Raw genomic sequence first — 13,325 nt, 5'->3', positions numbered from 1 at the left:
GGAGTGCGAGGGCTCATGTCAGTTGCCGCCTCCTTGGACGCGCAGCGTGGTGGCCGGATCGCCGCGGCGCAGTGCGAGCACCAGGACGACCAGCAGGGGTACGACGACGACACCGGCCAGCAGCAGCGCGACCTGCCCGGCGGGCAGCTGCACCAGGACCCCGGGCAGCGGCTGGGTGGCCTGCCCCGTCAGCACGATCAGCGGGACCACCGCCCTGGTCAGTACGGCGCCCAGCGCGAGACCGACGACCAGCGCGATGCCGATCAGCAGGGACTGCTCGCCCGCGATCAGCCGGGCCAGCTGTCTCGGTGGCGTGCCCAGCGCCCTGAGCACCGCGAACTCCGCGGTCCGCTCCCGCAGCGAGCCCGCCGCGCCCACCGCGAAGCCGACCGCCGCCAGCAGCGCGGCCACCACGGCGACCGCGAGCAGCGCCGCCTGCGGGCCCGCGCCGAGCGGGTCGTCGTACAGCTCGCGCAGCGTCTCGTCCCGTACGTGCACCTGCTGCGGGTCGAGGTCGGGGCGGCTGCGCAGCGCCTGCGCGGCCTCGGCGGTCCGGCCGGGCGCGGTGGCCAGCCACCACTCGGTGGGCGCCAGCGCGTTCGCCTCCAGCCGGGTCAGCTCCTGGTTGACGGCGCGCAGGTCGACGAGGAGGGCGCCGCCGTCGCCCTTGGCGCCAGCGGCACCGGCAGCACCAGCAGCGGCACCGCCGGCGTCGGCGGCACCGGCCGCACCCGCCGCGGCCGGCCCGGTGGTGGACAGCTGCCGCACGGTGCCGGTGATCCTGAAGGTCAGGTTGACGCCGTTGACGTCGAGACCGACCGTCGATCCCTGCCGTGCGCCCGAGGCGGCCAGGAACCCGTCGGTCGCGACGGCCGACAGCGTCCGGGGCTCGGCGCGGACCACGGCCAGGCGCACGACCGTCGTGGGGTACCCGGCCCACTCCTGCTCCTCGGGCGTCAGTTGGTTCGCGCCCGTCTTGTAGCCGACGTCGAGGAGACTGCCGCTCGGGGCGGACGGCCGGAGCTTGGTGCGCGCCTGCGGGAGGCCGCCCTGGTCCGCGAGTGTGTCGACCGCGACGCCCGACCAGGTGACGCCCTCGGGCGCGGTCGCGGCCCGGCCGCCCTGGCCCCGTACCGAACGGAGCGTCAGGACATGGGACTCGGAGGCCCCGCGCGGCTGGACCACCGCCGCCTCCAGGCCCGTCAGATACAGCGGAGGGGCCGGCCGTCCGGCCGCGGCACTGTCCACGGTCAGCGCCTTCGGGCGCCCGTCGGCGGTCACCGACCCGGCCGGCACCCGGTGGGTCACGCCGTAGCGGTCCTGGACGGTGACCGTGAGGCTGCTCGACATCTTTGAGGGGACGCCGTCGGGGCGGCGCAGGACGACGTCCAGGGTGAAGGTGCCGCTGTTGCCCGGCAGGGCGATCCCGCTGCGCTCCTTGTCCGGGACGCCCAGTGCGGCGGTCTGCTTCCGGAGGCCTTCGCCGCCGCCCTCCACCAGGTCGTCACGGAGCAGCAGGGACTCGGTCGCCCCCGCGGTGTCCAGCGCCAGGACGTCCGCCGTGCGGTCGCCCGAGAGGTTCATCGGCACCCGCGCGGCCGGGGCCGCGGAGGTCACGCCGGGGGCCGACGCGTACACATCGCCGGAACCGGAACCTGCGCCACCGGTGACCCGGATCGAGGCACCGCTGCGGAAGTCCGCCTGGTCCTCCTGCGAACGGTCCCACGAGGCGCCCTGGCCGATCGCCAGCATGCCCATCGCGACGGCCAGCACCAGCAGCAGCACGGGGCCCGCGCCGCGCAGCGGACGGCGGCTCAGCTGCCAGCCCGCGAGTGCGGCGGGCAGCCCGCGCCCCTTGGCGGCACGTTTCTCCGCGAGTTTCGCGAGCGGCGGCAGCAGCCGCAGCGTCAGGACCGTGCCCGCGAGCAGCGCGAGCGCCGGGGCCGCGACGAGCAGCGGGTCCACCCCGAGGTCGCCGTCGCGGTCGCCGGTCAGCGGCCCGGTGCCCGAGGTCTGCCGGTCCAGCTGCCAGTACGCGACGACCGCGATCAGCAGCAGCGAGAGGTCCGCACCCGCCTTCATCGGTGCGGGCACCGAACGGAGCCTGCGGCCGAGCCCCCGGCCACCGCGGCCCGCCGCGATCGCGGGTGCGACGACGGCCGCCGCACAGCCGAGACCCACGCCCGCCCCGACCAGCCAGCTGCCGGCCGTGCCCAGCGGCCCGCCGGTGTCCAGCGTCAGAGCGAGCGCGCCGAGCGTGCCCTGCCCGGACAGCAGCCGGGTCAGCGGGCCCGCGAGCAGCGGCGCGGCGATGGCGGCGGGCAGCGCCAGACACCCGGCCTCGACGGCGGACAGCGCGACGATGCGCCCGCGCGAACCGCCGCGCGCCACGAGCAGTTCGGTCTCCCCGGCCCGCTCGCTGCTCAGCAGCCGGGCCACCAGCAGCAGCGCGTACGCCGCGAGGAGCACCAGCTGCAACGAGACGATCAGGAGCGTCGACCGGGACACCAGCAGTGCCCGCTCCGCCTGGTCGAGGACGGTCGGCAGCCCGTTGGACACGGACACCGACCCCTTGAAGGGGGCCGTCCCGCTCACGTACGACGCACCGGCGGCCGCCGCTGTGCGCAGCGCGTCGATGCGCGCCGTGTCCACCGTGCGGAAGTCGGCGGTGACCAGCCAGGAGGCGGTGCCGTGCGAGAGGTGCCCGGAGCGCAGCAGCGCCGGGTCGGCGAGCAGCGGGCCGTACGTGGTGAAGGTGGCGGTACGGATGCCGCGCCCGGTCAGCTCCTCCAGCTTCCAGTACGGGTCGTCGAGCCGCTTCGGCTCGTACAGGCCGGTGACGCGGATCTGCCTGGCCGGTCCCGACAGGCGGTCGGTGAGGGTGTGGACGGTGCTGCCCGGGGTGATCCTGAGTTGCTTGGCGGCGTTCTCGGGGAGCGCGACCTCGATGACCGCGTTCTCGGGGTTCTTGGTGCTCCCGGCGTTCTCGGCGGCCGTGTTCCCGGCCGGGGTGCCCCGGAGCGGCTTCGGCCAGGCGCCCGCGGTCAGCCGCACCCGGTCGCGGTCGAGCCCCGCGAACCGGGTCAGGTCGGGTTCGCCCTTGCGCGCCGCGGTCGGCTGGAGGGTGCGGGGCAGCGCGTAGGGACCGGACTGGTCCAGGGCGGTGGTGCGGGTGGGCAGGCCGTCGAAGGTGCGCAGGCCCGCTTCCCGTACGACCTTGTCGGCCTCGGCCCGTGTCTGCCCGGTGACGGCGCTGCTGGACACGGTGAGGGCGGCGGCCGAGGCGTCGCGCGAGCCCAGCGAGCGGCGCAGTCCCGCGTCCCCGATCGAACCCGAGAAGGCGGCGAGCGCCGCCAGCACGGACGTCGTCAGCAGGACCGCGAGGAGAGCCGCGGTGAGCAGCAGCCGGTGTGCGCGCACCCGCAGAAAGACGAACCCTGTCACTTGTTCCCCTGACGCCCCTGCTTCGAAAGCCCTTCCGGGATGCTGTCAGAGGTTCAGAGGGCGGGAACCCGCTCGCCGTTCCGGCTTGATGCGATCGTGATCGAAATTCGGCGGTGGATCACCGAATTCCGGTTCTGTGCGGGAGAGTACTGAGGTGCTTCGCCCAACTTCGGTGTGAAAAGGGCGAGTTCAGCCCTCGGTGTTCACCATGGAGGCGGCCGCGTACGTCATGTAGTTCCACAACTGCCGCTCGTGCTCGGCCTCCAGGCCCAGCTCGTCGACCGCCACCCGCATGTGGCTCAGCCACGCGTCGTGCGCCGCCCGGTCCACCTGGAAGGGCGCGTGCCGCATCCGCAGCCGCGGGTGGCCGCGCTCGTCGCTGTAGGTGCGCGGGCCGCCCCAGTACTGCATCAGGAACAGCGTGAACCGCTCCTCGGCCGGACCGAGGTCCTCCTCCGGGTACATCGGCCGCAGCAGCGGGTCCTCGGCGACGCCCTGGTAGAAGCGGTGCACCAGGCGCCGGAAGGTCGCCTCCCCGCCCACCTGCTCGTAGAAGGTCTGCTCCTGAAGCGCTCCCCGCGGAATCTCGTTCACCTTTCCATCGTCTCAGACCGGGCGGCGGAGGACCCGGGGCCTAGGACTCCGGCCCAGGACCGTGGCATTTCACCCCGTACCCCACCCGTTCGCACCCTCGCCAAGGAGGCGGTGACCGCGCGACAGTGGGCCTATGGGCGCACACGCGGAGTTCGTGGACCTGTACGCCGACGAGCGGGCCGCGCTCGTACGGGAGATCGCCGCGGCCGGCGCGCTGAAGGACCCGGCCTGGCGGGCGGCCTTCGGCGCGGTACCGAGGCATCTCTTCGTGCCGTACTGGTTCAGGTTCGGACCCGGCGGCAGCGAACGCCTCTGGGGCGAGGACCCGGACCCGCAGCGGCGGGAGCGCTGGCTGCGGGGCGTGTACGCCGACACCGCGCTCGCCACCCGGGTACGGGACGGCGTGCTGCTCTCCTCCAGCAGCCAGCCCTCGCTGATGGCCAGGATGCTGGACGAGCTGGAGGTACGGGAGGGGCACGAGGTGCTGGAGGTCGGTGCGGGCACCGGCTACAACGCGGCGCTGCTCTCCCACCGGCTGGGCGAGGAGCACGTCACCAGCCTCGACCTGGACACCGAGATCGTGGAGTCGGCCCGTTCCCACCTGGCGCGGGCCGGGTACGCACCGGTGGTCCTGGCGGGCGACGGGGCGCGGGGGTGCCCGGCACGGGCCCCGTTCGACCGGATCGTGGCCACCTGCACGGTGCCTTCGGTGCCGCCGGAGTGGCTGGGGCAGTGCAGGCCGGGGGCGCGGATCCTGGCGCCGCTGTCGACCGGGCTGATCGCCCTGCGGGTACGGGACGGGTCGTACGCGGAGGGGCGCTTCCTGCCGACCCCCGCGTACTTCGTGCCGCTGCGCGGGGGACCTGCCGCACCGTCGCCGCGCTATACGGGCGGACTGCCGCGGGCGGCACTGGAGAACGACCTGTTCCGCTTCCTGCTGACGCTCAGCGCGAGCAGTCTGGATCCGCACGAGGCGCTGGCGCTGTGGCACCTGGAGGGGAGGCCGAGGCGGGAGCGGTTCGGGGTGACCGTGAGCGGGGTGGGGCAGTGGGCCTGGCTGGACGATCCGGCCGGACCGTACACCTGGCCGCTGGGGTGAGACGCGGGACACGGCACTGCGGCGGCGCACCCCCGGGGCGCGCCGCCGCAGTACCGAAGCGGTGTGTCAGCCGCGGTGGATGGTGATGGTGGTCCAGGCGCCCACGTGGACGCGGTCGCCGTCCTGGAGCGGGACCGGGACGTACGGCTGGATCGGCTCCTCGCCGCCGTTGATCGTCGTGCCGTTCGTCGAGTTCTGGTCGACGACCGCCCAGGAACCGTCCGGCTGCTGCACCAGCACCGCGTGCTGGTGCGAGACGCCCGGGTCCTCCGGCGGGACCGCCAGGTCGACGTCGGGGGACTCGCCGGTGGAGTGCCGGCGGCGGCCGATGGTGATCTGGTTGCCGGTGAGCGGAAGCTGCTGCTCCGGCGAGTAGGCGGGCAGGTTCAGACCGCCCGCCTCCGGGCCGCTGCGCTGCATCATCGCCATGAAGTACTCACGGTCGGGCCCGACCGTCGCGGACCAGTGCCCGCCGCCGCCCGCCTGAGGACCGCCCTGCGGCTGGTACTCCTGCGGGTAGCCGCCCTGCTGCTGGCCGGGCTGGCCGGGCTGGCCCTGCTGCGGGTGCTGGCCCTGCTGCGGGTAGCCGCCGGGGCCGCCCTGCTGCTGCGAGGGGGGCGGCAGCATCCAGTCGTCCTCGCCGCCGCCGGTGTGCTGCGGCTGCTGCTGGTACTCCTGCTGGTAGCCGCCCTGCGGGCCCTGCTGCTGGAAGGGCTCGGCCGGCCGGTTCAGCTGCGAGGGCCGCGAGCCCTGGTACTCGTACGGGTCGTGCCCCTGCGCTCCGTAACCCTGTCCCTGACCCTGCGGCATGTGCTGCTGGGGCGGGGCGGGCGGTGCGTACGAGGTGGCCTGGTGGGTGAGGAAGTTCCACCGGCACTCCTCGCAGTACGGCGCCATCGCCTCGCGCGGCGTGCGGCACTGCGGGCACAGCTCGGCGTGCGCGGTGGCGTCGGGGCCCCCGTAGCCCTGGCCCTGGTCGGGCTGCGGGTATCCGTACGCGGGCGGTGGCGGCGGGGGCGGCGGCACGGCGCCGGTCATGCGATGGCCGCAGACCTCGCACCAGTCGTCGGAACCCGACTGGTGTCCGTTCGGGCAGGTCGGCATGTCGGCGCTTCCCCCTCTCCTCGTCCGGCCCGCAGGCCGTAACAGCTCCGGTCGGCCGCCAGAAAGCTCTGGACGGCTCTGCATCGAAAATAGTCGTACTGCGCTACTTCTTCACTCGGACGGTCTTCGTGGAGCGCGTTTCGAGAGTCATCTCGTCCGCTTCCGCGACCTTCGCCTTCAGCCGCACAGTACCCGTCGCCTCGTCGACGACGTCCACCACCTTCGCAAGCAGTTTCGCAGTATCCGCGTTCCCCGACGCCGCCGCGAGCTGTACCGCCCGTCCCAGTTTGGACGTCGCGCCGTCGAAATCTCCCGACTTCCGCGCATCCAGGCCCTGTTGGATTGCTTGTGCAAGTTCCGCCTGGCCGGTGTAGTGGGCGACCTGCGGATTGATCGAGGTGGAGGCCGCCATGTCGTCCGTCCAGACCGCCCTGATCAGCCCCTGGGAAAGGGTCTGCGGGGAGCCGCCGGCGGTGTCGGGGAGGATCAGCGAGACCCTGGCGGCCAGCATTTCCTGGCCCACACCGGCCTCCGGCACCGCCACGCACACGTGGTAGTCGCGGGACTCGTCGCCCCAGGAACCGGTCGGGTAGTCGCCCGCGCGGGGTCCCGCCTCCGTGCGCCTGGAGGTCAGCTCCTCGACCGTGGGGGCGACCTGCTTGACGAACCTGATCTCGACCCCGACGGGCGTCCAGAGGCGAAGATTCACATCCGCGACCTCCTTGCCCATCGCGTTCTCCATCATCTGCGTGAAGTCCGCGGACAGCTCCGCCGGGTCCGCGACGATGTCCGCGGTGCCGAGCAGCGCGGACGCGATGCCCGTGACCTCTTTCACTTCCCAGTCCGTGCCCACGCCACGGGCGTCACAGGTGAAACGGCCCGCGACGGCCTCCAGGGTGGCGGCCAGGTCCTTCGGCGACTCGTGCTCGTTGCGGCCGTCGGTCAGCAGGATGCCGTGCCGGATCGGGGCCTCGGAGGAGGCCAGCAGCCGGTCGGTGAGACGCAGCCAGGTGCCGATCGCGGTGCCGCCGCCCGCGGTCAGCGACCGCAGCGCGCCCTTGGCACGGGCACGGGTGGAGGCGTCCGCCACGGCCAGCTTGCCCTGGCCCGGGTAGACCTCCTTGGCCAGGTGGGTGCCGCCGACCACCGCGAAGGCGGTCCCGTCGCGCAGCGCGTCGATCGCCGCGGCCGTCGCGTCGCGGGCGCCGCGCATCTTCGTCGGCGGATAGTCCATCGAACCCGAGCAGTCCACCATGATCACCACGGCGGCCGTCGGGTCCTGGCCGGGTATGTACGAGGGCGAGGCGGACGCACCCGCCAGCGGCGAGCCGCCACTGGTGCCGCCGCCGGTCGACGTCACCGTGACGATCGCGTTGACCTCCCGGCCGCCCTCCGGCAGGAACTCGTTCTGGTACACGTCGACGGAGAACTGCGGCACGTTGGACTTGGAGAAGTTGGCCATCGAATCGGCTCCTAGCGAATCTTGCGAAACCAGGTCCCGCGAGGGACGGGGGCGAAGAAGCGGAACGTACGAAGGAACGCGGAACGTACGGGGGAACTGAGCGGTGCCGTTGCCACAGCGGGCGGACCCCGCCGTGGCAGGGCCGCCCTAGGCGGATCCTGCCCCTTGCGGCAGCATCGGGAACGGCAGCACCGCCACTGTTACGTTGTCGTGGCCCCCGCCGTCGAGCGCGTGCCCCACCAGAACCTGGGCGCTGTGCAGCGGGCGCTGTGCCGCGTCCGCCGGAATGACGTGTGCCATTTCCTGCGCGGCCTCCGCGTAGTTCCACAGCCCGTCCGTGCAGACGACGACCACTCCCGGCCGGTCCGGCTTGAACGAGGCGGTGTGCGGGTCGATCTCGTACGCGTCGGCGCCCAGCCAGCCGGTGATCGCGTGCGCGCGGTCGTCGGCGTACGCCTCGGCCTCGCCCATCAGACCCGCGGCGACCATCTGCGCGGCCCACGAGTCGTCCTCGGTGAGCCGGGCGGGCGGCCCCGACCGGTCGTCCGGCACCCAGTAGACCCGGCTGTCGCCGATCCAGCCGACGACCAGCAGGCCGCCCGTGACGATCGAGGAGACCAGCGTGCACGCCGGGGCGTTCTGGTGGCGGTGCGGATCGTGCTCCGTCGGCTGCGCCTGCTGCGCGGCGAGCACGTTGACGGCCTCGGCGGCCGCCAGGATCGCCTCGTGCAGTGCCTGCTGCGGGTGGGTGCCGCGCGGCAGCGACTCCTGGAGCAGGGCGTTCGCGGCGGCCGCGGCGGCGGCGGACGCCTCGTCGGGGCGGGTCGCGGACGACACCCCGTCGCAGACCACGGCGATCGTCGCCGTCGAACCGTCGGGCAGGGCCGCCTCGGAGATCGCGAACGCGTCCTCGTTGCGGTGGTGGCGCAGACCGCGGTCGCTCACCGCGGCGACGGACGCCAGCTCACGCTCCTGGTGGTCGCGCTCGCGTGGCTGGGCGTGGCCGCAGTTCTCGCAGTAGCCGTCGGTGTCGATCCGGCCGGCCCGGCAGGCGACGCACACCTTTGCGGCAGCGTCGGCACCGGCTTCCGCCCCGGCCTCCGCACCGGCCTCCGCTGGGGCGGCGAGGGGGTAGTCGTCGGCGGTGGGCCGCCGGACGACCGGCATGTCGGCGGTGTCCTCGCCGCTGTCGCCCTCGCCGAAGTCCGGCGCGGAGATGTCGGCCGTCGGCGGATGGCCGGACCGCTCGTCGGCGCCGCTCCCGGCCCCGCCCCCGTGACCGTTGACCGGCCGGCCGGCCGGGTCCGTACCGGGCGCGTGCGTCCCGATCGCCACTGTCGGACGGTCGTCCGGTGGCTGCGGCACGGCTGTCAGGTCGTACCCGCACACCTCACAGAACGAGTCGCCCGTTTCCAGCGGCTCCTCGCAGCCGGGGCAGGCCGACAGCTGGTGCGTCTGCGACATCATCACACCCAAGTCCGGGGGCGGAGGCGGTTGGCCCGCTCCACCAGGTCGATCCTCTCGTCGCCGCGCTGCGCGAGCCGTGCGAGCACCCGGTACGAGCGTTCCAGGCCGAAGCGCAGGCCCCGTTCGTCCAGCTGGCTGCCGAGCAGCGCGGTCTGCACGGGGCGGGCCCCGTGCCCACCGGAGAGTACCCAGTCGAGTGCGGTGCCCAGCACTTCGGTGGCCAACTGCTCCCGGCGCACGGCGTCGAGACCGAAGCCCTGGAGGGCCTCCACCTGCGCCGCGGACGCCAGTAGATCGTCGATCAGAGGCTCCTGGGCGGCGCGTCGCCGCAGCCTCGCCCGTACGGCGGCGACGCGTGCCGCCGTGTAGTGGATCGACGCCTCGGGCACCGACTCCAGCGTCCGTACGGCAGCCGGCCGGGCACCGGCAGCGAGCTGCACGCGGGCGAGGCCGAACGCGGCACTCACATAGCTGGGGTCCGTCGTCCACACCAGGCGGTAGTACTCGGCGGCGTTGTCGAGCTGGCCGAGCACCTCCGCGCACACCGCGAGGGCCAGCTTGGGGGCGGCCTCGCCGGGGAACGCGTCGTAGATCGCGTCGAAGGACAGCGCCGCCGTCTCGTTGTCCCCGGAGGTCAGGGCGGCGACGCCGCGGTACCAGACCACCCGCCAGTCGTCCGGGTAGGCGACCTCCAGATCCTGCAACGCCTCGGCGGCGGTGGGCAGTTCACCCATCTCCAGACGGGCCCGCAGCTCGCGCAGCCGCCGCTCCACCGAGTCGCCCGGCGCCTGCTGGAGCGCCGTGATCAGCTCGGCGGGCGCCGAGGCCATCAGGCCCGCGAGGAACCCGGCGTTCGGATCGTTCGGATCGACCCGGGGCACCGGCAGCGCCAGCGCGGTGGTCGAGGACGGCAGGGGCAGGAGGTACGGGGTGGCGTTCTCCGGCGCCACGGACGCGGCGGACGCGGCGGAAGCGGCGGCAGGGGGCGCGGCCGGCGGCGCGCCCGGGGGAGCGGGCGGAGCGCCCGGCACCGCGGGCATCTGCAGTGCGCCCTGGGTGGGGGCGTACGCGACGGAGGCAGCGGCGGCGCTGCCGGGCTGCTGGTGGGTGGGAGCGCCGGTCAGGGCGGCGGCGGACTGCTGCCCGGGTGACAGCGGGGCCTGGGTCTGGGCGGGGATCCGGACTTGCGGCGGGTTCTGGCCCTGCGCCGGAAGCTGCCCCTCCGGCCTCTCCGCCTTCGCCGCCTTCCTGTCGCCGCGCCGCGCACGACGCGGCGCGGGCAGTGAACGCATCCCCAACTGCGAAACGGAACCGGTCAGTTCGGCGAACAGGCCGGTGTCCGTGACCCGCAGCTCCGGGCCGAACAGCGTCGACAACGACGGCCTCGGCCGCCCCGTCTGGAGCGCCACGACCTCCCGCAGCACCCCCGTCAGCTGATCAGCCATCTCGGAAGCGGAGGCGAACCGGCGGGCCGGATCCGGGTCCGTCGCCCGTACGAGAAACCGGTAGAAGGACTCGTACTGGTGGAAGACCGGAATGTTGTCCGGGTCCGGGAGGGAGTCCACGAAGACATTCGTGTAGCCCTGGAAGTCGAAGGTGAGGACGGCCAGCGTGCGCGCCACCGTGTACAGGTCGGAGGCGACCGAGGGGCCGACGTCGGCGACCTCGGGCGCCTGGTAGCCGACCGTGCCGTAGATCGCGGACTCGTCGTCGTCCATGCGGCGGACCGCGCCCATGTCGATCAGCTTCAGCTGGTCCTGCTGCTGGATCGCGTTGTCGACCTTGAAGTCGCAGTACAGGAGGTTGCGGCTGTGCAGGTGGCCGAGGGCTTCGAGGGCCTCGATGCCGTACGCGCAGGCCTGCTCGACCGGCAGCGGGTCGCGCTTGCCCGCGGTGTCGCGGCGCTCGTTGGCGATCTCCTTGAGGGACTTGCCGCCCACGTACTCCATGACGATGTAGCCGTCCATGGAGCCGGTGCGGGTGTCCAGGTGCTCCACGAAGTTGTAGATCCGGACGATGTTGGAGTGCTCGATCTCGGCGAGGAAGCGGCGCTCGGAGATCGCGGCGGCCATCGCGTCCTGGTCGCCGGTGTCGAGGAGGCCCTTGAGGACCACCCAGCGGTCGGAGACCGCCTTGTCCACGGCAAGGTAGACCCAGCCGAGACCGCCGTGCGCCAGGCAGCCCACGACCTCGTACTGGCCGTGCACGACGTCGCCCGTGCTCAGCTTGGGCACGAAGGAGTACGGATTGCCGCACTTGGTGCAGAAGCCCTCGGTACGGCCGATCCGCTCGCCGCGCGTACGGCCCACCGGGGCGCCGCACTCGGAGCGGGAACAGAACCGCTTGCGCTCCGGGACCTCCGGGTTCGTCATGATCGCGGTGCGCGGATCGGGGCGCGGCACCTCGGGAACGGTGACCAGGCCCGCGCCCAGCCGGTTGCGGCCCGAGGCCGCGGTCGACGTGCCGGAGGAGCGCACCGACACCGAACGGGACGCCGTCGCACCGGACAGCGCACGCGACAGGCGGCCGGAGACCGAGCGGCGGGACGTCGCAGAGCGCGAGGACCGGGAGGACTGCGAGGAGGCGCGCGAACTGCTCCGCAGGGAGCTGCTGCCGGAGCCGCGGGACCCTCTTGAGGACTCCTTGCCGCCGCCGGTGACGCCGGTGGTGGTCGCGGCGATCATGCCGTTCGGCGACACCACGGGGGCGAGCCCGCAGGTGTCGCAGTACATCTCGCCGCCACCCATGTCCTCGTACGTGCCCCCGCAACCGGGGCGCTGACAGGACGTGCTCATGGATTACCCCCGTTGGTGCGGTCGTTGGGCGCCAGGATTTCCCTGGCGGTCTGCTGGTAGCGCAGCACCGCCTGCTCGGCCACGCGCAGGTCGCACGGAGCGCTCCACAGCATCCGGCGGGCCGCGTCGTACCGCTCGATGAGCTGCGGGTCCTCCGCCAGGCCGTGCCGGGCCACCTTCGCCTTGTACGCGTCCAGCCTGCCGCGCAGCTCGGCGCGGACCGCCAGCGGTGCGGTGACCGCCGTCAACGACTCGCGGGCCCGCAGCAGTTCGTCCTCGGCGTCCCGTTCGAGGGAGTCGAGCAGCGGGGAGAGCCGGTGCCACTGGGCGTGCCTGCGGTAGTCGCCGGCCGTGGCGAGCAGCTCCTGGAGCGCGGTGGGCGGGCCGCTCACCGCGGGTACCTCGGACGCCGCGATCTTCGCGAGGACCTCGCCGCGCGCGGACCGGGCCTCGGTGAGGGTGCGGTCCGCCCGCGAGAGCACGTCGCGCAGCCTCAGCAGCCGCTGCTCGGCGTCCTGCCGCACGGTCAGCACCGCGTCGATCTCCCGCCGCACCTCCTCCAGCGCACGGGCCGCCCGGTCGTAGCGGCCGGTGTCGGGCCGGCCGCCGCCGGGCGCCGAACTCCCGGGCGCGGAGCGCCAGAAGGCCAGCGGGTCGGACACCACCTGGGCGCGCAGCGTCGCCAGCTCCTGGGTGATCGACTCCAAATCGTCGCCCGCCGGGTGCTCGCCGGGACGCACGCCGACGGAGTGCGCAAGGGAACGGGTCCGGTGCAGCTCCGCCGCCAGGAGGTCTATCCGGGCGGGCAGCGCCGACCACACCGCGTCGGCCGTGACGACCATGTCGAGGGAGGACGCGTACAGCTCGTTCATCCGGCCCACCAGCTCGGCGAGCGAGAAGTGCTCGGAGAGCTTCGCCGGACCGGTGATCGACGGAGGGGCCCCGTGCGCGTGCGCCCCGCCGGAGACCGTGACGCCCTGGCCCCGCAGGGCGTCGGTCAGCTCGACCAGGTCCTCCCGGCTGGGCCAGCGCCGCCGGGAGCGCACCTCACGGGCGCCCCGGAGGGCGGCGGTGTACGCGTCGAAGTACGTCCACAGCAGCGTGATCGACTGCTCGGCGGACGCCCACCGGTCCTTGGTGACCCCGGTCAGATCGGCCCCTTCGAGCAGCCGCCGCCCCGCATGGTCCTGGAGGGCGAGCAGCGACGTCTCGATCGCCTCGTGCTCGGCGCCGAGCCGGGCCAGCGCACGGTCCACCTGGTCCCGGTCCAGGACCGGGCCCGGGGGACTCCCCGCGGAGCCGGGGGAGGATCCCGCGACGCCCATCGATCACCTCTCCGCTTCTGCCGTCAACTGCTGTT

The 13,325-nt window shown here is 73.6% G+C and carries 8 protein-coding genes; 1 reads left to right on the top strand and 7 read right to left on the bottom strand.

Going from position 1 to position 13,325, the window contains the following annotated elements:
- Positions 1-18: 18 nt before the first annotated feature.
- A complete protein-coding gene (locus ACH4SP_RS20795) occupies positions 19-3,444 on the bottom strand; it encodes an FtsX-like permease family protein (RefSeq protein ID WP_398416964.1) in 3,426 nt (1,141 codons plus the stop codon).
- A 189-nt stretch (positions 3,445-3,633) separates the two neighbouring features.
- Entirely contained in the window at positions 3,634-4,038 is a 405-nt protein-coding gene (locus tag ACH4SP_RS20790; RefSeq protein WP_398416963.1) for a globin, read from the bottom strand.
- A gap of 133 nt (positions 4,039-4,171) precedes the next feature.
- Between ACH4SP_RS20790 and ACH4SP_RS20785 the strand changes: the two genes are divergently transcribed.
- Positions 4,172-5,137, top strand: a complete 966-nt coding sequence (locus ACH4SP_RS20785; protein ID WP_398416961.1) for a methyltransferase domain-containing protein — start codon at positions 4,172-4,174, stop codon at positions 5,135-5,137.
- A 66-nt stretch (positions 5,138-5,203) separates the two neighbouring features.
- Here ACH4SP_RS20785 and ACH4SP_RS20780 read toward each other — a convergent pair whose 3' ends face one another.
- The 5 genes from ACH4SP_RS20780 to ACH4SP_RS20760 form a co-directional block, all read right to left on the bottom strand.
- Positions 5,204-6,241, bottom strand: coding sequence for an FHA domain-containing protein (locus tag ACH4SP_RS20780; protein WP_398416959.1), 1,038 nt, complete (start codon positions 6,239-6,241; stop codon positions 5,204-5,206).
- Positions 6,242-6,344: 103 nt separating this feature from the next.
- Positions 6,345-7,703, bottom strand: a complete 1,359-nt coding sequence (locus ACH4SP_RS20775; protein WP_398416957.1) for a VWA domain-containing protein — start codon at positions 7,701-7,703, stop codon at positions 6,345-6,347.
- A gap of 147 nt (positions 7,704-7,850) precedes the next feature.
- Positions 7,851-9,167: a PP2C family protein-serine/threonine phosphatase gene (locus ACH4SP_RS20770; protein ID WP_398417209.1), complete on the bottom strand. Its 1,317-nt coding sequence runs from the start codon at positions 9,165-9,167 to the stop codon at positions 7,851-7,853.
- 2 nt (positions 9,168-9,169) lie between these two features.
- Positions 9,170-11,965, bottom strand: a complete 2,796-nt coding sequence (locus tag ACH4SP_RS20765) for a tetratricopeptide repeat protein (RefSeq protein WP_398416955.1) — start codon at positions 11,963-11,965, stop codon at positions 9,170-9,172.
- Positions 11,962-13,290, bottom strand: coding sequence for a hypothetical protein (locus tag ACH4SP_RS20760; RefSeq protein ID WP_398416953.1), 1,329 nt, complete (start codon positions 13,288-13,290; stop codon positions 11,962-11,964). The genes ACH4SP_RS20765 and ACH4SP_RS20760 overlap by 4 nt, the downstream gene beginning before the upstream one ends.
- Positions 13,291-13,325: the final 35 nt, after the last annotated feature.

Source organism: Streptomyces sp. NPDC021093 (genome assembly GCF_044333135.1).
Classification (GTDB): Bacteria; Actinomycetota; Actinomycetes; order Streptomycetales; family Streptomycetaceae; genus Streptomyces.
The sequence above is the reverse complement of the archived record's forward strand: the minus strand, read 5'-3'. Positions and strand labels throughout refer to the sequence as shown.